Annotated in this window: 19 protein-coding genes; 6 read left to right on the forward strand and 13 right to left on the reverse strand. The window is 67.2% G+C overall.

Annotated elements, in window-relative coordinates; all coding sequences use genetic code 11:
• Positions 1-14 precede the first annotated feature (14 nt).
• Positions 15-836: a quaternary amine ABC transporter ATP-binding protein gene (locus VK92_RS00610; RefSeq protein WP_053076241.1), complete on the forward strand. Its 822-nt coding sequence runs from the start codon at positions 15-17 to the stop codon at positions 834-836.
• A gap of 14 nt (positions 837-850) precedes the next feature.
• Here the strand turns inward: VK92_RS00610 and VK92_RS00615 are convergent, their stop codons facing one another.
• Positions 851-1882, reverse strand: coding sequence for an NAD(P)H-quinone oxidoreductase (locus VK92_RS00615; protein WP_082160812.1), 1032 nt, complete (start codon positions 1880-1882; stop codon positions 851-853).
• Positions 1883-2003: 121 nt separating this feature from the next.
• Between VK92_RS00615 and VK92_RS00620 the strand changes: the two genes are divergently transcribed.
• Positions 2004-2897, forward strand: coding sequence for a LysR family transcriptional regulator (locus VK92_RS00620; protein WP_021160529.1), 894 nt, complete (start codon positions 2004-2006; stop codon positions 2895-2897).
• A gap of 154 nt (positions 2898-3051) precedes the next feature.
• Positions 3052-3351: a barstar family protein gene (locus VK92_RS00625; RefSeq protein WP_048021506.1), complete on the forward strand. Its 300-nt coding sequence runs from the start codon at positions 3052-3054 to the stop codon at positions 3349-3351.
• Between the two features lie 77 nt (positions 3352-3428).
• Here the strand turns inward: VK92_RS00625 and VK92_RS00630 are convergent, their stop codons facing one another.
• The 5 genes from VK92_RS00630 to VK92_RS00650 all read right to left on the reverse strand — a co-directional run bounded on the left by VK92_RS00630 (position 3429) and on the right by VK92_RS00650 (position 10496).
• Positions 3429-5096 (reverse strand): GMC family oxidoreductase, encoded by a 1668-nt coding sequence (locus tag VK92_RS00630; protein ID WP_048021508.1) that lies wholly within the window; start codon positions 5094-5096, stop codon positions 3429-3431.
• 15 nt (positions 5097-5111) lie between these two features.
• Positions 5112-6329, reverse strand: a complete 1218-nt coding sequence (locus VK92_RS00635; RefSeq protein ID WP_048021511.1) for a mandelate racemase/muconate lactonizing enzyme family protein — start codon at positions 6327-6329, stop codon at positions 5112-5114.
• Positions 6326-7678 (reverse strand): MFS transporter, encoded by a 1353-nt coding sequence (locus VK92_RS00640; protein WP_048021579.1) that lies wholly within the window; start codon positions 7676-7678, stop codon positions 6326-6328. The genes VK92_RS00635 and VK92_RS00640 overlap by 4 nt, the downstream gene beginning before the upstream one ends.
• A 129-nt stretch (positions 7679-7807) precedes the next feature.
• The gene (gene aldA / locus VK92_RS00645) at positions 7808-9232 is read right to left on the reverse strand and encodes an aldehyde dehydrogenase (RefSeq protein ID WP_048021512.1); all 1425 of its coding nucleotides are present in this window, start codon (positions 9230-9232) and stop codon (positions 7808-7810) included.
• 325 nt (positions 9233-9557) lie between these two features.
• A complete protein-coding gene (locus VK92_RS00650) occupies positions 9558-10496 on the reverse strand; it encodes a LysR substrate-binding domain-containing protein (RefSeq protein WP_027782159.1) in 939 nt (312 codons plus the stop codon).
• A 230-nt stretch (positions 10497-10726) separates the two neighbouring features.
• Between VK92_RS00650 and VK92_RS00655 the strand changes: the two genes are divergently transcribed.
• Positions 10727-11602 carry a LysR substrate-binding domain-containing protein gene (locus tag VK92_RS00655; protein WP_048021515.1) on the forward strand — a complete coding sequence of 292 codons (876 nt, stop codon included), beginning with the start codon at positions 10727-10729 and terminating at the stop codon, positions 11600-11602.
• 166 nt (positions 11603-11768) lie between these two features.
• Here the strand turns inward: VK92_RS00655 and VK92_RS00660 are convergent, their stop codons facing one another.
• The 3 genes from VK92_RS00660 to VK92_RS00670 form a co-directional block, all read right to left on the reverse strand.
• Positions 11769-12122, reverse strand: coding sequence for a hypothetical protein (locus VK92_RS00660; RefSeq protein WP_048021516.1), 354 nt, complete (start codon positions 12120-12122; stop codon positions 11769-11771).
• Complete coding sequence (locus tag VK92_RS00665) at positions 12119-12844, reverse strand: hypothetical protein (protein WP_048021518.1); 726 nt, start codon at positions 12842-12844, stop codon at positions 12119-12121. The genes VK92_RS00660 and VK92_RS00665 overlap by 4 nt, the downstream gene beginning before the upstream one ends.
• A 106-nt stretch (positions 12845-12950) precedes the next feature.
• Positions 12951-13670, reverse strand: a complete 720-nt coding sequence (locus VK92_RS00670) for a hypothetical protein (RefSeq protein ID WP_063778368.1) — start codon at positions 13668-13670, stop codon at positions 12951-12953.
• 222 nt (positions 13671-13892) lie between these two features.
• On the opposite strand from VK92_RS00670, the gene VK92_RS00675 reads away from it, so the two are divergent.
• Complete coding sequence (locus VK92_RS00675) at positions 13893-14150, forward strand: type II toxin-antitoxin system ParD family antitoxin (RefSeq protein ID WP_048021519.1); 258 nt, start codon at positions 13893-13895, stop codon at positions 14148-14150.
• Complete coding sequence (locus VK92_RS00680) at positions 14147-14446, forward strand: type II toxin-antitoxin system RelE/ParE family toxin (protein WP_048021583.1); 300 nt, start codon at positions 14147-14149, stop codon at positions 14444-14446. Before VK92_RS00675 ends, VK92_RS00680 begins: the two co-directional genes overlap by 4 nt.
• Positions 14447-14603: 157 nt before the next feature.
• Here VK92_RS00680 and VK92_RS00685 read toward each other — a convergent pair whose 3' ends face one another.
• The 4 genes from VK92_RS00685 to fae all read right to left on the reverse strand — a co-directional run bounded on the left by VK92_RS00685 (position 14604) and on the right by fae (position 19166).
• The gene (locus VK92_RS00685) at positions 14604-15938 is read right to left on the reverse strand and encodes an MFS transporter (protein WP_231600503.1); all 1335 of its coding nucleotides are present in this window, start codon (positions 15936-15938) and stop codon (positions 14604-14606) included.
• Between the two features lie 165 nt (positions 15939-16103).
• Complete coding sequence (locus VK92_RS00690) at positions 16104-17555, reverse strand: NAD-dependent succinate-semialdehyde dehydrogenase (protein ID WP_048021523.1); 1452 nt, start codon at positions 17553-17555, stop codon at positions 16104-16106.
• 22 nt (positions 17556-17577) lie between these two features.
• The gene (locus tag VK92_RS00695) at positions 17578-18600 is read right to left on the reverse strand and encodes an aldo/keto reductase (RefSeq protein ID WP_021160515.1); all 1023 of its coding nucleotides are present in this window, start codon (positions 18598-18600) and stop codon (positions 17578-17580) included.
• A gap of 41 nt (positions 18601-18641) precedes the next feature.
• Entirely contained in the window at positions 18642-19166 is a 525-nt protein-coding gene (fae, locus tag VK92_RS00700) for a formaldehyde-activating enzyme (protein WP_027789894.1), read from the reverse strand.
• Positions 19167-19259 lie beyond the last annotated feature (93 nt).

Here is a 19259-nt window from a genome sequence, read left to right on the forward strand (position 1 = left end):
GAACGGAGGCAGACATGGCGACCATCGACGTCAAACACGTGTACAAGCTGTTCGGGCCGCAGGCCGCGCATGCGCGCGTACTCGACCTGCTGCGCTCGGGCAGGCGCAAGGCCGACGTGCTGGCCGAAACGGGCTGCAACGTCGGGCTCAACGACGTGAGCCTCGGCATCGAGTCGGGCGAGATCTTCGTGATCATGGGGCTGTCGGGTTCCGGGAAATCGACGCTCGTGCGGCACTTCAACCGGCTGATCGAGCCGACGGCCGGCGAGATCGTGATCGACGGCCGCGACGTGATCAAGCTCGACGCGCACGGGCTGCGCGAGCTGCGCCGCTACAAGGTCAGCATGGTGTTCCAGAACTTCGGGCTGCTGCCGCACCAGACCGTGCTCGACAACGCCGCGTATGCGCTGCGCACGCGCGGCGAGAAGCGGCAGGACGCGGCCGACGCCGCGCGCAACTGGCTGACGAAGGTCGGGCTCGACGGGTATGGCGATCATTACCCGGACGAGCTGTCGGGCGGGATGCGGCAGCGTGTCGGGCTGGCGCGCGCGCTGGCGGCCGATACCGACGTGCTGCTGATGGACGAGGCGTTCTCCGCGCTCGATCCGCTGATCCGCACCGAGATGCAGGATCAGCTGCTCGAACTGCAGGCGACGCTCGCGAAGACGATCGTGTTCATCACGCACGATCTCGACGAGGCGCTGCGCATCGGCGACCGGATCGCGATCCTGCGTGACGGCACGCTCGTGCAGGTCGGCACGCCGGACGACATCCTGTCGCGTCCGGCGGACGATTACGTGAAGCGATTCGTCGAGAAGCGCACGAGCGTGAACTGACGCGTCGTGCCGGGTCAGGCCGCGCGGTGCGCGGCCGTCGTCAGCACGATCTTGCCGACGTGCTCGCCCGAGTCGATCAGCACGTGCGCGCCGTGCGCGTCGTCGAGCGCGAAGGTGCGGAACACCTGCGGCTTGACCGTGCCCGCCGCGACGTGCGGCCACAGTTGCCGTTCGAGTTCGGCGATGAGTGCGCCTTTCTCCTCCGGCGTGCGCGAGCGCAGCGTCGAACCGATGTGCGTGAGGCGCTTGGTCATCATCGGCCACACGTCGAGTTCCTTCGCCGGCCCGGCGAGCGCGCTGACCTGCAGGATCCGCCCGTTCATCGCCGCGGCCCGGTAATTGCGCGCCACGTAGTCGCCCGCGATGATGTCGAGGATCACGTCCACGCCCTTGCCGGCGGTGATTGCGTCGACTTCGGCGACGAAATCCTGTTCGCGGTAATTCACCGCGTGATCCGCGCCGAGGCGCAGGCTCGCGGCGCGATGCGCTTCCGAGCCGACCGTCGTAATGACGGTCGATGCGCCCATCGCCTTCGCGATCATCGTCGCGGTGGTGCCGATGCCCGACGCGCCGCCGTGGATCAGCACCGATTCGCCCGCCTGCAGCCGCCCGCGCTGGACCAGGTTCAGCCAGACCGTCAGGAACGTTTCCGGCATCGCCGCGGCTTCGATCATGTCGAGGCCGGGCGGCAGCTTCATCGTCGTGAGGTGATGAGCGACCGCGTATTCCGCATAACCGCCGCCCGTCACCAGCGCGCTGACCCGGTCGCCCGGCGCGAAGTCGCGCACGGCTTCGCCGGTCGCGACCACTTCGCCCGCGATTTCCAGGCCCGGGACGTCGGATGCGCCGGGCGGCGGGTTGTAGAGCCCCTTGCGTTGCAGCACGTCCGGGCCGTTCACGCCGGCGGCGTGAACCCGGATCAGCACTTCGTCGGCTTTCGGCCGCGGCACCGGGCGACGTGCGGTCGCGAGGACTTCGGGGCCGCCGGGGCGGGTGATTTCGACTGCCGCCATGTCGGCGGGAGCGGGGGAGAGCGTATCGGACATGTTTGCCTCGGAAAGACAGGTGAGTGATCGGTGAAAAAAGTATAGGCTTGGGCCTTGATGAATTCGCGCAGCGATTTTCACGGCCACAGATGCAAATTTGCATCACACCGGGAGAGGGCGCTTGAACTGGGACGACGCACGGATTTTTCTCGCGATCCACCGTGAACGCAGCCTGCGCGGCGCTGCGCGGGCGGTCGGGCTCGACCAGGCGACGGTCGGCAGGCGGCTCGCGGCGCTCGAGCGCGCGCTCGGGGCGACGCTGTTCCTGCGCACGTCGGCCGGGTACGTGCCGACCGCGGTGGGCGAGGTGGCGCTGCGCAACGTGGAGAAGATGGAACAGTCGGCGATCGATCTGGTGCGGCAGACCCAGGGCGTCGACCGGCGCCTCGCCGGCGACGTGCGCGTGACGACGACCGATACGATCGGGCTCGAATTCGTGATGCGCGCGATGCGCAACCTGCACGACGAGCATCCGGACGTGCGCGTGCTGCTCAACACGTCGACGCAGGTGGAGAACCTGGCCAAGCGCGAGGCGGACATCGCGATCCGCACGATCAAGCCCGACAATCCCGATCTGCTCATGCGCCGGCTCGCAGCATGGCCGACGGCGCTGTACGCGTCGGAGGAATACCTGGAGCGGCATGGCGAGCCGGTGCCCGGCACCGGCTTCGAAGGGCATGACCTCGTGTGCTTCCTGCCGCACCTGAATGCGCGCAGCCCGCTGACGGTGGTTGGGGAACCGGTGCGCGCGGGGCGGATCGTGTCGGCGCTGAATTCGAATCTCATGCTGCGCGCGGCCGCGCGCGCCGGGCTCGGGCTCGCCGAACTCCCGGTGCCGATCGCGGAGCGCGACGGGCTGGTGCGCGTGTGGCCGGCTCGCACGTCGGCGCGGCCCTATGAAGTCTGGATGGTCACGCACAAGGATCTGCGGCATACCGCGCGGATGAGCGCGATGATCGATCACATCGTGCGGGTGTTCGACGAGGTGGAGGCGCGGGGCAGAGCGGGGGACTGAATGTGACTCGAAGGACGGGAGGCGCACGCTGCGACGTACCGGCGATCCGCGGGATCGGCCCGGGCGGGTGTGACCGGTTCGATGCGGGCGAGCCTGCCTTGGGGGCGTGAATGACGAACGGCGGCGGTGATTCTACGGTGAACGAGAGGACTCGATGAACCGATTCAGTGTGGACGGAAAAGCGCTTGGCGATTGGGCGAAGTTTCACGACTACTTCGCGAGCGAATTCGGATTTCCGGGTTACTACGGCCGGAACATGGATGCATGGAATGATTGCATGAGCGACTATTGCTACGAGCACGGCATCGTGTCGCTGCGGATCGACGATGCGGGAGCGTTGAAGGAGCGCAATCCGGAGATTTTCGCCGCACTCGTCGAGTGCAGCGCGTTCATCAATTGGCGAGCAACGAAGGAAGGGGGGGACCCGTTGATCGTGTTGTCCTATTGGGTATAGTCAGCGGCGCTGACGTTGCATCGAGTGGCGTCGTGAAGCCGATTGCCGGGACGGCAATCGGCGAACACGCAGCCGCTTCAATGCGTGACCGTTTCCCGTTCGCTTGCGCTCACGGCAGACGCTTCGCCGTGCCCCGCATCCGCCAGGATCAGATCCGCGCCTTTCTCCGCGACCATCATCGTCGGCGCGTTGATGTTGCCCGACGTGATGTTCGGGAACACCGACGCATCGACGATCCGCAGCGCCTGCAGCCCGTGCACGCGCAACGACGCATCGACCACCGACGTCGCCGCGTCCGGCCCCATCGCGCACGAGCCGCACAGATGGTAGATCGAACCCGACTGCTCGCGGAAATACTGCAGCATCGCTTCGTCGGAATCGACCTGCGGCCCCGGCGAGATTTCCTCGACGGTCATCGACTTCAGCGCCGGTGCGCGCATCAGCGCACGGATCACCTTGCTGCCCTGCACGGCTTCGTCGAGATCCTTCTGCGTGGTGAGCGCGTTGACGTGGATCTTAGCGGCATCTTCCGCGCGGTTCGATGCGATCTCGATCGTGCCGCGGCTCGTCGGCCGGCACGGGTTGAACGCGATCAGGAATCCGGAGTAAGGCTCGGGCTTGATGCTCGCGCGGTCGCTCTTCGGAATCCGGTACGACAGCGGGTTGAAGTAGAGCTGGAGGTTCGGTTCGTGCGCATCGTCCGTGCCGCGGAAGAAGCCGCCGGCCTGGTTCACGCTCATCGCGAGCGGCCCGCGCTTCGTCAGCAGGTAGCGCAGCCCGATCTTCATCTTGCCGAGCAGCGTGCCCATCTCGTCGTTCAGCGTCGGCCGGTTCGCCTTGAAGTAGAAGCTCACGCACAGGTGGTCCTGCAGGTTGCGGCCGACGGCCGGCAGCGCATGCACGAGCGGCACGCGCCGGCGCGCGAGCAGCGCCGGATCGCCGACGCCCGACAACTGCAGCAGCTTCGGCGTATCGACCGCGCCGGCCGCGAGGATCACCTCGCGCGCGGCGACGAGCGTTTCGTCGCCGTGCGCGCCCGCGACGACCACACCGGTGGCGCGCGTGCCGTCGAAGGTCACGCGCCGCACGAGCGCACCCGGGCGCAGCGTGAGGTTCGCGCGGCCCAGCGCGGGACGCAGGTACGCGAAGCTGCTGGAGCAGCGTTCGCCGTTCTTCGTGTTCAGGTCGTAGATGCCCGCGCCTTCGAACTGCGCGCCGTTGAAGTCGTCGGTGCGCGGCAGGTTCAGTTCGCCGCAGCCCTTCAGGAATTCGTGGACGATCGGATGCACGTCGGCCTTCATCGACGTGATGTGAATCGGCCCCGTCGCGCCGTGATGCTGCGGATCGGTCGCGCCGGCCGCGTGGGTTTCGAGCTTGCGGAAGTAGGGCAGCACGTCGTCGTACGCCCAGCCCGGATTGCCGGCGGCCGCCCAGTCGTCGTAGTCGCTGCGCTGGCCGCGCACGTAGACCATCGCATTGATCGAGCCCGACCCGCCGACCACCTTGCCGCGCGGGCAGTACAGCTTGCGATCGGCGAGTTGCGCCTCGGGCTCGCTGTAGTACATCCAGTTGTAGCGGCGGTTGTAGTAGGTCTTCGTGAAGCCGACCGGCACCTTGAACCAGAACGACGCGTCGCGTTCGCCCGCCTCGAGCAGCAGCACCGAGTGCCGGCCCGATTCGCTCAGGCGGTTCGCGAGGATGCAGCCGGCCGAGCCCGCGCCGACGATGATGTAGTCGTAGCTCATGTCTGTCCTTTGCGCTCAGCCCTTCGCGGGGGCGAGATCCTTCACGTCGACGGGGTGTTCGCCCATCTGCAGGTGCAGCCGTTCGCCCGTGTACGGCGTGTGGCGCCGCACGACGTCCATGTCGAGCTCGATGCCGAGGCCCGGCTCGTTCGACGGGATGATGTAGCCGTCCTCCCAGCGGATCGGCGTCTTCACGACTTCGGCATGGAAACCGCCCCACGTCATGATGCTTTCCTGGATCAGGAAGTTCGGCGTGCAGGTCGCGAGCTGGATGCTCGCGGCGGCGCCCACCGGCCCGTTGTACAGGTGCGGTGCGATCTGCGCGTAGTGCACTTCGGCGAGCGTCGCGATCTTCTTCGCTTCGAGCAGGCCGCCCACGCGCGCGACGTTCAGCTGCAGGATCGACGCGCCGCCCGCCTGCAGCAGCTTGTGGAACTCGTACTTGGTGGTCAGGCGCTCGCCGGTCGCGATCGGGATCGACGTGTGCTTCGCGACCTGCGCGATCGCTTCTTCCTGGCCGGGGGGAACCGGCTCCTCGAACCACAGCGGGTCGTACTTCTCGAGCCGCTTCGCGAGCCGGATCGCCGACGACGGCACCATCTGCCCGTGCGTGCCGAACAACAGGTCGGCCTTGCTGCCGACGGCTTCGCGCACCTTGCGGCAGAACGTCTCGCAGCGGTCGAGCACGTCCAGCGACAGCTGGTGGCCCGAGTAGGCCGTGTACGGGCCGGCCGGGTCGAACTTTACGGCGGTGAAGCCGAGCTTCACGTTTTCGGCCGCGCATTCGGCCGCGAGATCGGGATCGTCGTAGTCGTATTCGCCTTTCGCGTTCTTCGGGTACAGGTACGTGTACGAGCGCAGCCGTTCGTGGATCTGCCCGCCGAGCAGTTCGTACACGGGCTTGCCGGCGGCCTTGCCGATGATGTCCCAGCACGCCATTTCGAGGCCGCTGACGACGCCCATCATCGTGAGATCCGGTCGCTGCGTGAAGCCGCTCGAATAGGCCTGGCGGAACAGCCGTTCGACGTGATGCGGGTCGCGGTTCAGCAGGTGGCGTTCGAACACGTCGTCGATGATCGGGGCCATCGCCTTCGGGCCGAACGTCGCCGAATAGATCTCGCCGACGCCTTCGATGCCGTCGTCGGTCTTCAGCTTCACGAAGATCCAGTACATCCCGCCGACATGCGGCGGCGGCACGGCGACGATATGGGTTTCGAGCGAAACGATCTTCATGCGGACTCCTGGATTCGGTGAATGCGGGTGAGACGGTATTTGAGGAAGGCGGCCGCGCCCGCGCCGCAGAGCGCGATGGCCGCGATATAGCCGAAATAGAGCTGGTAGCCGTGCGCGCCCGGCCAGGTCTGCGTCACGTAGCCGTTGATCAGCGGCACGAACACGTCGGGCGAATAGCCGAGCACCGAGATCAGGCCGATCGCGAGGCCCGCGCAATGCGTCGGCACCTTGCAGTCGTCGAGCAGCGACCAGTACAGGCCGCGGATCGCGTAGGTGAGGATGCCGATGAACAGCACGAGCACGACGAGCATCGCCTGCGGGCTGTGCGCGGGTGCGGCGATCAGGCCGACGAGCGACAGCGCGGCGAGCAGCAGCGCCCAGAACAGCACCGACACCTTCGATACGCGGTCGCCGAGGAAGCCGCCGCCGATGCCGCCGATCGGGCGCATCCACAGCTTGAGCGTCGTGATGAAGCCGGCCGCCGTCGCGCTGAGCCCGAAATTGCCTTCGTGCAGATAGGCCGAGAAGCTGTAGGTCGCCCAGAACACCTGGTAGCCGCAGAACACGATCGCGGCGACGAGCCACAGCTCCGGGATCGCCGCGAGCGTCTTCAGGTCGGTCAGCACGTTGCCCTGGCGGTCGCTGCCGGTGCGGCGCGTTGCGGCCGCACGGTCGCTCGTGCCCGCCGGATCCTTCACCAGCGCGAGCAGCACGCCGAGCGCGATGCAGAAGAACGCGTACAGGTGCACGACGAGCCTGAAGCCGGCCGCGTCGGTGCCGCCGTGCGCCTGCGTCACGTAGGCGAACAGCGTGATCGCGACCGTCGCGAGCAGCGCCTCGACGAGCCCGCGGCCGCCGTCGAGCAGCCCGAAGAAGCGGCCCTGTTCGTCGGGGCCCGCGATCATGTTCACGCGCTTGATCACGGCCGCCCAGAACGTGAGGCCGGTGGTCAGCCCCCAGCCGCCGAAGATCAGCACGAGCGTGTGGAACGACGGCCCGGTCGCGTAGGCGAGCCCGAGCGCGCCCGTCGCGAGCAGCGAGAAGCAGATCAGCCAGCGCGGCGACAGGCGGTCGGCGAGCCAGCCGCTCGGCAGGTAGCTGACGAGGAAGATCGTGCCGAGCGACGAGTACAGGTAGCCGAGCTGCACGTCGTCGATATGGAAGAACTGCAGCATCGTCGGCTGGTACACCTGCCGCAGATACAGCATAGGATAGATCGCGCCCGCGGCAATCACGAGCAGCAGCAGTTGCAGGTAACGTTGCGCGCGGGAATGCTGCGACGCGTGAGCGTCGAGCGCTTCGTCTTGCAACGCGAGCGACGCCGCGGGCGTCGACGGTTGGGTCGGCATGATGTCTTCCTCCATCAGGCGTCCTCGAGGCGGACGCCTGCAGTTTTTTTATGGTCGGTCAGGGCCGGCGCGCGGCGTGGCGTGGTGCCCTGGTATGCGCGCCGGAAACGGTGCGTGGGTATCGCGGTGTCAGTACTTCATGACGACGAGGCGCGTCTGCGTGAATTCGAGCATCCCGTGCTTGCCGTCGTCGCCGCCGAGGCCCGAACGTTTCCAGCCGGCGTGGAAGCCCTGGTACGGATCGGCCGGCGTGCGGTTCACGTACAGTTCGCCGGCTTCGATCGCGTTCGCGACGGTCATCGCGGTGCGGTAGTGCTCGGTGTAGAGCACCGACGACAGGCCGAACTGGTGGTCGTTCGCCTGCGCGATCGCTTCGTCGATCGTCGCGTAGCGCAGCACCGGCATGATCGGGCCGAAGGTCTCCTCCCGCACGATCTCCATGTCCTGCCGCACGCCGGTGAGCAGCGTGGCCGGGTAGAAGAAGCCGGGGCCGTCGGGGATCGCGCCGCCGGTTTCGAGCGTCGCGCCTGCCGCGACCGCGCGTTCGACCATCCCGTGGATGTGCGCGCGCGCCGATGCGCTGACGAGCGGGCCCATCCGCGTGGCGTCCTCCGCCCGGTCGCCGATGCGTACGGCCGCCATCTTCTCCTTCAGCAGTGCGACGAAACGGTCGTGCACGCTGTCGTGCACGTACACGCGCTCGATCGCCGTGCAGAGCTGGCCGCAATGGGTCGTCTTCGACGCGACGAGTGCAGCGGCCGCGCGTTCGAGATCGGCGTCGGGCTCGATGATCGCGGGCGTCTTGCCGCCGAGTTCGAGCGACGGCTTCGCGATGTTCGCCTTGCAGTAATCGAGCACCTTGCGGCCGGCGTTCACGCTGCCGGTCAGCGTGATCATCCCGACTGCCGGGTGCGTGCACAGCGCTTCGGCCGTCGCGTGATCCATCGTCAGGATGTTGACGACGCCCGGCGGGAAGCCCGCATCGTCGGCCGCCTTCGCGATCTCGAACGCGGACACCGGCGTGTGGTTGCTCGGCCGCACGACCACGGTGTTGCCGGCGATCAGCGCGGGCGCGACCTTGCGCAGCAGCGTGTAGACGGGATAGTTGAACGGGATCAGGCACGCGACGACGCCGATCGGCTCGCGCTGCAGGAACAGGTTCTCGTCGGGCGTGTCGCTCGGGATGATCTCGCCCTCGATCCGGCGTGCCCACTCGGCGTGATAGCGCGTGATCTGGCCCGCGTAGACGGCTTCGTTCGACGCGTCCTCGACGCTCTTGCCGGATTCCTGCGCGAGCGCCGCGCCGATTTCGGGTGCACGCGCGGTCAGCGCGTCGGCGAAGCGGTGCAGGTACGCGGCGCGCTCGGCGCTCGGCAGCTTGCGCCACGCCTTCTGCGCGGCGGCCGCGGCGTCGACGGCGGCGAGTGCGTCGGCCGGCGTCGCGGCCGGCACGCGCGCGAACGGCGCCTCGGTGGCGGGATTGTGGACGACGATGAACGCGTCGCTTTCCGGGGCGACGAAACGGCCGTTCACGTAATTGCGTTCGGTGCGCATGAAGTGACTCCTCCGATGAATGCAGGCGGATCGCTTCGGGTGGCGACACGCGCGGCACGGGACAGAGGCCATTCTCTTCATGCGTTTAGCGCACGACAAACGACTTATTTTCGTGCCGGGCATGAGAAAAACGCACGTTACTCGGCGAATCGGCCGGAGTCGGCCGTCCGGCAAGGCTGCTGCGGTGGTGGCGGGATGGAGCGCGGGCGGCGGCCCTGTCGTATTTTCGACCGGGCAGCGTGCGGACCTGTGCGGGAGCCGGTAAGGTGTCGCCCGCGGTTGGCGGTTGGCGGCCCGCAGTCGGCGGCGGGAGGCGGATCGCGTGTCAGGCCAGCGGCACTTGCGGAAGCGGCGACGACGGTTCGAGGTGGCGCTTCGCGAGCCACACTTCCTGCTGCAACCAGTCGCGGAACTGGACGATGTGCGGCAGGTTCGTCTGTTCGGGCCGCGTGACGAACCAGTACGACTGATGGCCGTCGACGTGCACGTTGAGCACCTGCATCAGCTGCCCGGCCGCCAGTTCGCGCGCGACCATGTGGCGATCGGCGATCGTGATCCCGAGGCCGTCGATCGCCGCGCGGATCGCGTGGTCGAGCAGGTCGAATTCGTAGCCGCCGCGCGTGTCGACGTCGGCGATGCCGGCGGCCTTCAGCCAGTGCTGCCAGGTCAGGTAGCGCTGGTCGTCGGTGGCGAGCACGTGCAGCAGCGTGAAGCGGTTCAGGTCGATCGGCGCGCCGTCCTGTCGCAGCCGCGCATACAGCGCGGGTGCGCAGACGGCGATATGCTGCTCCTGCATCAGCAGTGCGTTGTCGAAGCCGTCCCATTCGCCGTCGCCGAAGCGGATTGCGCAGTCGAGCACGCGCGATTCGCCGAGACTGTCGTGAATGCGGGTCGTGAGGCTCAGCTCGAATTCGGGATGCGCGTCGCGCAGCCGGCCGAGCCGCGGCATCAGCCAGCGCGCGGCGAAGGTGGGCGGCACGTTCGCACGCAGGCGGTTCAGGTGGGTTTTTTCCTGCAGGCTGCGTACGGTCAGCTCGATCTTGTCGAACGATTGCTGCAGTGCGCGCAGCAGCACGCGGCCGGCCGCCGTCAGTTCGAGCTGGTGATGACGCCGCTCGAGCAGGGTTTCGCCGAGCTGGCCCTCGAGCTGGCGAACCTGGCGGCTCACCGCGCTCTGCGTTACGTTGAGCAGTTCGGCCGCGCGTGTGAAGCTGCCGGTGCGGCCGGCCATCTCGAAGGCTTTCAGCGCGTTCAGCGCCGGCATCTTGCGTCTCACGGGGCGGTGTCGTGTTTGGTGCGGGATGCTTATTGTAGGCGGGCGGCGCGGGCGCGGGGACGATGAATGGAGGCGAACGAGGGGGCGGGCCCTCGGGGGTTTTACGGCGCGGCGGCTGTCGCGCACGGTTGTGATCGGGCGGCCTGTGGGATGGACGGCGGTGACGGCCGGCAACGGCACGAACGACACTAAAGATACGAACGAAGGGGACACACATCATGCGACGCCTGCCATCGTTGATCGCGCTGCGATTTTTCGAGGAGACCGCGCGTCACCTGAGCTTCAACCGTGCGGCGGTTTCGCTGTGCGTGACCCAGGGGGCGGTGAGCCGGCAGATCCGGCTGCTCGAGGAAGCGCTCGGCGCGCGGCTGTTCGAGCGCGATCACAAGGGCGTGCGCCTGACCGAGGCCGGCCAGCGCTTGCTGCCGTTCATCGGGCAGGCGTTCGACACGATCGAGCGCGGCGTCGACGAAGTCGCCGCCACGCGTCCGGGTGCGAAGCGGCGCCTGACGGTGTCGCTGCCGCCGACGTTCGCGACGCAGTGGTTTTCGCCGCGGCTCGGCACGCTCGCGGAGACGCTGCCCGACGTCGAACTGTCGATCCGCACCGAGCCGGCCGACGATTGCCATTGCCACATCCGCTTCGGGCGCGCGGCGCGCGCCGGGATGCAGTCGGAGCTGCTGATGATGGAGCGGCATGCGCTCGTCGGTGCGCCGCGTTATCGCGGCGATGCGCTCGACGTGCTGCTCGGCCGGCTGCCGTCGCTGCATGTGCTGCACGAAGGCAAGCGCCTGACGCTGTGGGCCGACTGGTGCGAGCAGGCGGGCGTGCCGGTGGCGCGGATCGGCGACGGCATCGAGTTTTCCACGCTCGAACAGGCGATCCGCGCGGCGCGCAAGGGGGCAGGGCTCGCGGTGGTCGACCTGAACATGATCGAGGAGGAGACCGCCGAAGGCAGCCTCGTGCGGCTGTCGCCGGTGCAGCCGATCGGGCCGTTCGGCTATTGGCTCGATGTCGAGCCGGAGAGTGTCGCGGTCGAGCACGTGCTTGCGTTTGCCGCGTGGTTGCGGGAGCAGGTGGGGCGGAAGGGGTAGGGGGCGACCGTGGGACGCGGCTGATCGGAATGCGGGAAAAATCGGATCGGTCCACGCCGGTCACACAGTGCTTCCAACTTTGGTGTCCGTTAAAGATCGTTACCAACGCGAGACCTGTACGCTCGATGTCGAGCCGGGCCAGACGGCTTCTTCCCGTCGTTGCCGGCTACGCGTCGGGGTCGTGTCCGAAGTGCATGAGTGTCTCCCGGCGGCCGCTGGCTTCGATTTCGGCGATCGATTCGACCGGCAACTGGCACTTGGAGAGATCGATACGCCCGACGTTGAAGACGGCGCGTCGAGGCGGGGATGCCGGCATGTCGGCCGGTCGTGTGTCGTGCCCGATGGCGGACTGGCGCATGACGCGCGCCAGGCTTCGATGGAGTTCGTTTGCGACGAGCGTATCGAGGAGTTGCCTCGCTTCGGAGACGAGAGCAACGCGATGCCGGTTCGCCGGCCGGCCCCGCTTTGCCGTGGCGCGCGCGATCCGGAATCCGGCAATCGGCGTGTGCTTTGCGTTCATTCGTAAATCCCCTTTTCGATCAGGTATCTTTGCAGCGCCTTCACCGATGTGCCGTGCGGTGCGACGTCGAATGACATCCAGCGATGTGATCCCGCCACACGCCAGAAATCCCGCCCGAATCGTGTGGCATAGAGCGCACGCAGCGACCGGAGCGATCCGTCGGCAAGACCGGCCGGGCGCCCCTGGAAATACTGGAACAACGCCGCTTCATCGCTGCACTTGTCGGGAATGGGCGCGTCGAAACCGAACCGTGGCCATGCGTAGTATCCGAGTAGCCGGCGCCCGCCCGGTTTGGGCGCGGCCTTCCGGCCCCCCGCTGCGAATGCAATGATTCGGCTGATGCCCAACGTATCAGATGCCCTGACGATGCGCCACAGCATCGCCGCGCCGAGTCCCGCGATTGCGTTGTCGACGAGATCGATCGTCTTGAGTTCAAGTAGGGACGTGTCCGATTCTCGACGCACCGATACGCGGTTTTCGGATCGGATCCAGATGGTGTTCGTGACCGAGAGCGTCAACCAGCCTCTGCTGTCGAGATAGGCTTGAATCTCCGATCCGGTGGGCGCTCCGCACAACGAAACCAGCAACGCGTCGGGAACGTGACCGTCCACGCCCAGCAACGCGGAAATATCCAGGCCGTTTCGTTCGACCGCGAGCCGATCGTCGAAGTACGTCGTCTCGTACGGCAGGACATGGCTGAGGTCGGCAAGGCGGGCGGGCATGGTTGCGGTCGAAAAGCGGAAAACCCCAGCATATCGCCGCGAATCCGCCGTGCAGAGTCCGCCGAACGGCCAACCGCGAGGCGGAACGCCCGCCGTCCCGCCCGCCTTACGACCAGTCGAACGTCAGCAGCGCCACGCGGCTGACCGGTTCGTAAAACAGGAGAATCCAGTCGGCGCCCGCCGCGCGATATTCCCATCCGGTCACGCCGGCGACGAAGCGAAAGCGCGCACCGTCGGGGCCGATCGGCCGGATGTCGTCCGGATCGCTGTCGTCGACCGGGAAATCCGACGTGCCCGACCAGTTGCCCCAGCCGACCGATCCGCCAAGCTGGTCGACGAGATTGCACGGCTTTTCCTGGCTGAAATCGCGCTCGTCCGGCGCGTACCGGTTGGACGAGTAGAGCACGCCGTATTCGGCGAACCGCTTGCGCGCGGCTTCGATGCTGGCCTGTTGCTCGGCGTAATGCGCCTCCAGTTCCTTGCGATAGGCTGCGTCACGCGGGGCGGGCGGGTTTTCCAGATAGAAGTAGCGCGCGTCGCCGAGCAGCGTGTAGCGGTTGTTATCGTCGAGCCGGAACCCGATCCAGTTCGCGCGAAGATAGTCGTTGTGGTACGCGGCCGTGTCCTGCCCGACGAGCCCGTCATAAGGTTCGACCGGGCTGAGCAGGTGGATCCAGCCCTGCCACGACGGATCGACCGTCGCCAGGTCGATCGACACGAGCGGATGCAGATGGCGCGCGAGTGCGGCATCGGGCTCGGCAAAGACGTCGGTGTCCGGCGGGTAGACCTTCAGGCCGGGTTGTGGCGTGACGATGTCTTCAATCATGATCGGTGTCCGCATGGTGGGCGTTCGGCAAGGCTACACGAGTGAAGGCGAAACCCGGATGAATGCCGGTGCCGCCGCAGCCTGCCTGAATCCCGTTCCGTCCATTCACCCGATCGGCCGTGAAAGTGTTCGCGCCGGTCCGTCCGGAGCGTGTCTTCTTGATAATAGTTGATAACCGGGGTACGCTCGGCGGATCGAATTCAATCCGGTCGGGAGGTCGACATGATCAGTGCGGAACTGGGCCAGCAACTGGAGGCTTATGTCGCGAAGCTGGTCGAATCGGGGCGCTACGGATCCAAGAGCGAAGTGCTGCGCGAAGGCGTGCGCCTGATCCAGGATCGCGAGGCGCAACTGAATGCGCTGGACGCGGTGATCGCGCGCAGCCTGGCCGATGCGGAAGCAGGACGCGGCGCCGAAGCGGCGGAAGTCTTCGATCGTCTCGAGGCGAAGTATCGGGCGCAGGCGGATCGGCAGGCCTGATCGTGCGCCTGTCCGATTTTGCGATTGACGAACTCGAAGCGGTCGCCGATTACATCGCACGCGACAACCCGCAACGCGCCGTGACGTTCGTGCAGGAGATTCGCGACAAGTGTTTGGGGCTGGCCGCGATGCCGCTGGCGTTTCCACTGGTGCCGCGCTTCGAGCGTCACGGCGTGCGGCACCGCGTGCACGGCAACTACCAGATCTTCTATCGGGTCGTCGGTGATCCGCCGGCGCGGATCGACATTCTTCACATCCTGCACGGCGCGCGGGACTACGCGTCGATTCTGTTCTGAACGAACGCGCGCACTGCATCGCGCCCGGAATGCGCGAACCCGGCCACGGCCGGGTTCGTTCGAATCGCGATCGGCACCGCCGGCGCGCATCTGCGGCGAGTCGAAGCGAAAGCCTCGGGCGTGACGAAGCAGGCGGGCACGCCGCCCGCCTCCCGCGTCAATGCCCCGACGCCTCCTCCAGCGTCAGATGCTTCGTCTCCGGCGCCCACGCGATCGACACGATCATCCCTACCAGCAGCACGCCCGCGAGCGCGAACATCGTCGCGTGAAAGCCGAGCGTCGCGATGCCGGCCGGCAGCAGGAACGTGCCGATCGCCGAACCGAGCCGGCTGCACGCGATCGCGAGACCCACGCCGCTCGCGCGGACTTCGGTCGGGAAGCACTCGGGCTGGAACACGCCGACGAGGTTGCTGAACGCCGACATCGTCAGCGTGAAGATCGCGAACGCGACGATCATCGCGACGGCCGCCGACGACGGCAGCACCGCGAGCGCGACGAGCGACGCGCACGTCACGGCGAACGAACCGATCAGGAAACCGCGTCGCGACAGCCGGATCGTCAGCCAGATGCCGATCAGCGCGCCCAGCACGAGGAACGCGTTCAGCAGCAGGTCCGCACCGAAACCCTCGGCGAGGCCGATCGTCTTCAGGATCGTCGGCAGGAACGTATAGATCGCGAAATACGGAATCACGAGGCACACGAAGAACGCGCAGTTGAAAAGCGTGCGGCGGATCAGGTCACGCTGGAACAGCCGCGCAAAGCCGGCATTCGCATGCGGTTCGGCCGAGCCGTCGAGCATCACGTGCGGCCCGAAATGCTTCGCGACGATCGCGCGTGCTTCCTGCACACGGCCCTTGCCGAGCAGCCAGCGCGGCGATTCGGGTGTACCGATCCGCAGGACCAGCACGATCAGCGCAGGCAAGGCAGCCGATGCGAGCAGCCAGCGCCATGCGTCGGGCGTGGCGTCGCCGTACGCAAGGCCGAGCACATTCGCGGCGACATAGCCGATCGTCCAGATCACGCTGAACGAGCCGAGCAGCGCGCCGCGATGCTTGCGCGGCGAGAATTCGGCGAGGATCGCGTGGCCGACGGTGAAATCGCCGCCCATCCCGAAGCCGATCAGCACGCGCAGTACGCACAGTTCGAGCGGCGACGTGACGAAGAACTGCGCGAACGCGGCCGCCGTGATGATCACGAAGCTCGTCAGGAAGATCTTCTGCCGGCCCATCCGGTCGGACAGCCAGCCGAACACGAGGCTGCCGAAGAAGATGCCGATCAGCGCCGAGCTGCCGATCATCCCCATCCAGAACGCGTCGATCGGCATCTGCCTGCCGAGCGCGGCGAGCGCGTAGCCGATCGTGCCGAGCGTGTAGCCTTCGGTGAAATGCGCGCCGAACGTCAGGCCGGCGATCTTCACGTGGAAACGGTTGAGCGGCACGTCGTCGAGCGCGACGGGGCGGTGCGGCGCATCGGCGCCACGCGACAGCGGCAACGCGCGCGCGGTGCCGGATTGAACGTTGGCTTGGGTCAAGCTGCCTCCTGGATTGTTATCTGGCGCGCGGCGGCGCGCGCAGGCGGCGCGGCGATGCGCCGCGAGCGCCGTGAAAGGCGCCGCGCGGCCGGGCGGCGCGCGGCGCAGGTCGACCGCGGGGAGCGGTCAGCGGCCGAGGCCGGCCATCAGCGTGTACTTGAGTTCCACGTATTCGTCGAGGCCGTACTTCGAGCCTTCGCGGCCGAGCCCCGATTGCTTGACGCCGCCGAACGGCGCGACTTCGGTCGAGATGATCCCGTCGTTGACGCCGACCATTCCGCTTTCCAGCGCACCCGACACGCGCCACGCGCGGCCGAGATCGCGCGTATAGAAGTACGCGGACAGCCCGAACGGCGTATCGTTGGCCGCGGCGACGGCCTCTTCCTCGGTCGTGAAGCGGAAGCAGCCGGCGACGGGGCCGAAGGTTTCCTCTTCGGCGATCAGCATGTCGGCCGTCATGCCGGTCAGCACGGTCGGCTCGTAGAACGTGCCGCCGAGCACGTGACGCTTGCCGCCGGTGAGCGCGTACGCGCCCTTCGCGACCGCATCGGCCACGTGCCGCTCGACCTTGCCGAGCGCCGCCTCGTTGATCAGCGGCCCCTGGTCGACCTCACCCGCGAGCGCGTTGCCGACGCGCAGCGTGCGCACGGCGTCCGCGAGCTTGCGCGTGAATGCGTCGTACACGCCGTCCTGCACGAGAAAGCGGTTCACGCACACGCAGGTCTGGCCCGTGTTGCGGAACTTCGACGCGATCGCGCCCGCGACCGCCGCATCGAGATCGGCATCGTCGAACACGATGAACGGCGCGTTGCCGCCGAGTTCGAGCGACAGCTTCTTCAGCGTGTCGGCCGACTGCTTCGCGAGCAGCTTGCCGACCCGCGTCGAGCCCGTGAACGACAGCTTGCGCACGACGGGCGAACTCGTCAGCGTCTCGCCGATCGCGACCGCGTCGCCCGACACGACGTTGAACACGCCGGCCGGCACGCCCGCGCGCTCGGCGAGCACCGCGAGCGCGAACGCCGACAGCGGCGTTTCCTCCGACGGCTTCAGCACCATCGTGCAGCCGGCCGCGAGCGCGGGGCCGGCCTTGCGCGTGATCATCGCGAGCGGGAAATTCCACGGCGTGATCGCCGCGACGACGCCGACCGGCTCGCGCGTGACGACGATCTGCGCATCCGGTTTCGGGCTCGGGATCACGTCGCCGTACATGCGCTTCGCTTCTTCCGCGAACCATTCGAGAAAGCTCGCCGCGTACGCGACTTCGCCGCGCGCTTCCGCGAGCGGCTTGCCTTGCTCGCGCGTCAGCAGCTCGGCGAGCGCGTCGCGATGTTCGAGCATCAGCTCGCCCCAGCGCTTCACGCGTGCGCCGCGTTCCTTCGCGGTCAGTGCGCGCCACGCGGGGAACGCGTGCGCGGCTGCGTCGATGGCGCGCTGCGTGTCGTCGGCGCCGCCTTTCGCGACTTTCGCGATCGTCTCGCCGGTCGCGGGGTTCAGCACCGGATAAGTTGCATCGCTCGCGCCATGCGGTTCGTGCCATTCACCGCCGATGTAATGGCCGGTCCTCAGAAATTCGTTCATCGTGTGTCGTTCCTTCAGGGCCTCAGTCCGTCGCGAAACTGCCTTGCGCCGGACGCGACGCGCGCGCGATGCGCTTGCCGGCCGTGTAGTCGTTGATCAGGTCGCACGGCGTGTAGTTGCGCTCCAGTTCGTGCAATTCCTCTTCGGTGAGCTGCGTCTCGAGCGCGCCGAGCGCACTGTCGAACTGCGCGACGGAATCCGCGCCGACCAGCATGCTCGCGACGCCGGGGCGGCTCAGCACCCACGCCTGCGCAATCTGCGCGGGCGGCACGCCGCGGCGCTTCGCGACCTTCGCGACCGATTCCGCGATCGCGAGCGATGAGGCATCGCCGTACATCTGCGCGGTGAAGAAGTCGGTCTGGTTGCGCGTCGATTGCGGCTCGCAGGTCAGCAGGCCGCGCGCGAGCGGGCTGAACACCGACACGCCGACGCCCTGGTCGATGCAGTACGGCACCATCTCGCGTTCCTCCTCGCGATACGCGAGGTTCAGCTGCAGCTGCATGTTGATCGGCTTGTCCCAGCCGTGTCGTTCGCAGGCCTGCATGATTTTCGCGAACTGCCACGTGTACATCGTCGATACGCCGATATAACGCGCCTTGCCCGCGCGCACGATGTCGTGCAGCGCGCTCATCGTTTCCTCGACGGGCGTGTTCACGTCGAAGAAGTGCAGCATGAAGATGTCGACGTAATCCATCCCGAGCCGCTTCAGCGAAGCGTCGATGCCGTCGAGCACGTGCTTGCGCGAATGGCCGCCCGCGTTCGGGTAGCTGCCCATGTCGTAGCCGACCTTGGTCGTCACGACGAGCTCCTCGCGACGCGCGTTGCGCTTCAGGATGCGGCCGACCACTTCCTCGCCGACGCCCGTCGAATAGAAATCGGCGAGATCGATGAAGTTGACGCCGGCGTCGAGCGCGCGGCGCACGATCGGCTCGCTCTGCGCTTCGTCGAAGATCCAGGGTTTCCAGTCGGGGGTGCCCATGTTCATCGTGCCGAGACACAGGCGGGACACCTTCAGGCCGGACTGGCCGAGGCGGACGTATTCCATGCTTCCTCCAGGTGCGGCCTTGTGTCGGCCGCTTGTCGTCTTCAGTTTTTCTTCGGGGTGTAGAACGGGTTCGACACGTCGCGCGCGGCGGCGAATACCGCGTCGCGATGCGGCAGCCCTTCCATCGCGGCGACGATCGCGGTGCGGCACGCGCGATAGTTGTTCTCGAACACGGCATCGAGATCGTCGGTCTGCGGGTTCACCCAGTTCGCCGACACGACGACCCAGTCGTTCTCCGCTTCGGGCGGCAGCGTGCCGTTCTCGAGCGCTTCGGCGACGGCCTTCGCGATGCCGGCCTGCGACGCGCCCCACGTGGCGTTGCCGTGGAAATCGCCGGCGATCTGCGCCTTGTTGACGTACAGCGTGAGCGGCTTGGTCGGCACGCCCGGCTGCGCGATCACGACGAACGGCGCATGGCCGGCCGACGGCGTCGCGAGGGCCGTGGCGAACGCCTGGCCCGCGGGGCCGTTGCGCGGGCCGACCAGCACGTTGATGTGCGCGAGGTTGACGCCGGGGCCTTCGAAGCCTTCGCCGATGTAAAGCTGCCTGGGTTGGGATGCGGTCATTGCGATGTCTCGTCGATGAGGTTGGGTGTGAGGCGATTGTGGTGGGCCGCGGCGCGGCCGGTGAATCGATGTTTCCTGATCGGGCTATGAGTT

Origin of the sequence: Burkholderia sp. LK4 (assembly GCF_001043615.1) — a bacterium.
GTDB lineage: Bacteria > Pseudomonadota > Gammaproteobacteria > Burkholderiales > Burkholderiaceae > Burkholderia > Burkholderia cepacia.

What these genes read in the sequence shown, in the direction of transcription:
- VK92_RS00695 (WP_021160515.1), bottom strand. Translation starts at nt 18,600, where the DNA reads ATGGAATACGTCCGCCTCGGCCAGTCCGGCCTGAAGGTGTCCCGCCTG.
- VK92_RS00625 (WP_048021506.1), top strand. Translation starts at nt 3,052, where the DNA reads ATGAACCGATTCAGTGTGGACGGAAAAGCGCTTGGCGATTGGGCGAAG.
- VK92_RS00655 (WP_048021515.1), top strand. Translation starts at nt 10,727, where the DNA reads ATGCGACGCCTGCCATCGTTGATCGCGCTGCGATTTTTCGAGGAGACC.
- VK92_RS00610 (WP_053076241.1), top strand. Translation starts at nt 15, where the DNA reads ATGGCGACCATCGACGTCAAACACGTGTACAAGCTGTTCGGGCCGCAG.
- VK92_RS00650 (WP_027782159.1), bottom strand. Translation starts at nt 10,496, where the DNA reads ATGCCGGCGCTGAACGCGCTGAAAGCCTTCGAGATGGCCGGCCGCACC.
- VK92_RS00690 (WP_048021523.1), bottom strand. Translation starts at nt 17,555, where the DNA reads ATGAACGAATTTCTGAGGACCGGCCATTACATCGGCGGTGAATGGCAC.
- VK92_RS00630 (WP_048021508.1), bottom strand. Translation starts at nt 5,096, where the DNA reads ATGAGCTACGACTACATCATCGTCGGCGCGGGCTCGGCCGGCTGCATC.
- VK92_RS00670 (WP_063778368.1), bottom strand. Translation starts at nt 13,670, where the DNA reads ATGATTGAAGACATCGTCACGCCACAACCCGGCCTGAAGGTCTACCCG.
- VK92_RS00660 (WP_048021516.1), bottom strand. Translation starts at nt 12,122, where the DNA reads ATGAACGCAAAGCACACGCCGATTGCCGGATTCCGGATCGCGCGCGCC.
- aldA (WP_048021512.1), bottom strand. Translation starts at nt 9,232, where the DNA reads ATGCGCACCGAACGCAATTACGTGAACGGCCGTTTCGTCGCCCCGGAA.
- VK92_RS00635 (WP_048021511.1), bottom strand. Translation starts at nt 6,329, where the DNA reads ATGAAGATCGTTTCGCTCGAAACCCATATCGTCGCCGTGCCGCCGCCG.
- fae (WP_027789894.1), bottom strand. Translation starts at nt 19,166, where the DNA reads ATGACCGCATCCCAACCCAGGCAGCTTTACATCGGCGAAGGCTTCGAA.
- VK92_RS00675 (WP_048021519.1), top strand. Translation starts at nt 13,893, where the DNA reads ATGATCAGTGCGGAACTGGGCCAGCAACTGGAGGCTTATGTCGCGAAG.
- VK92_RS00640 (WP_048021579.1), bottom strand. Translation starts at nt 7,678, where the DNA reads ATGCCGACCCAACCGTCGACGCCCGCGGCGTCGCTCGCGTTGCAAGAC.
- VK92_RS00615 (WP_082160812.1), bottom strand. Translation starts at nt 1,882, where the DNA reads ATGTCCGATACGCTCTCCCCCGCTCCCGCCGACATGGCGGCAGTCGAA.
- VK92_RS00665 (WP_048021518.1), bottom strand. Translation starts at nt 12,844, where the DNA reads ATGCCCGCCCGCCTTGCCGACCTCAGCCATGTCCTGCCGTACGAGACG.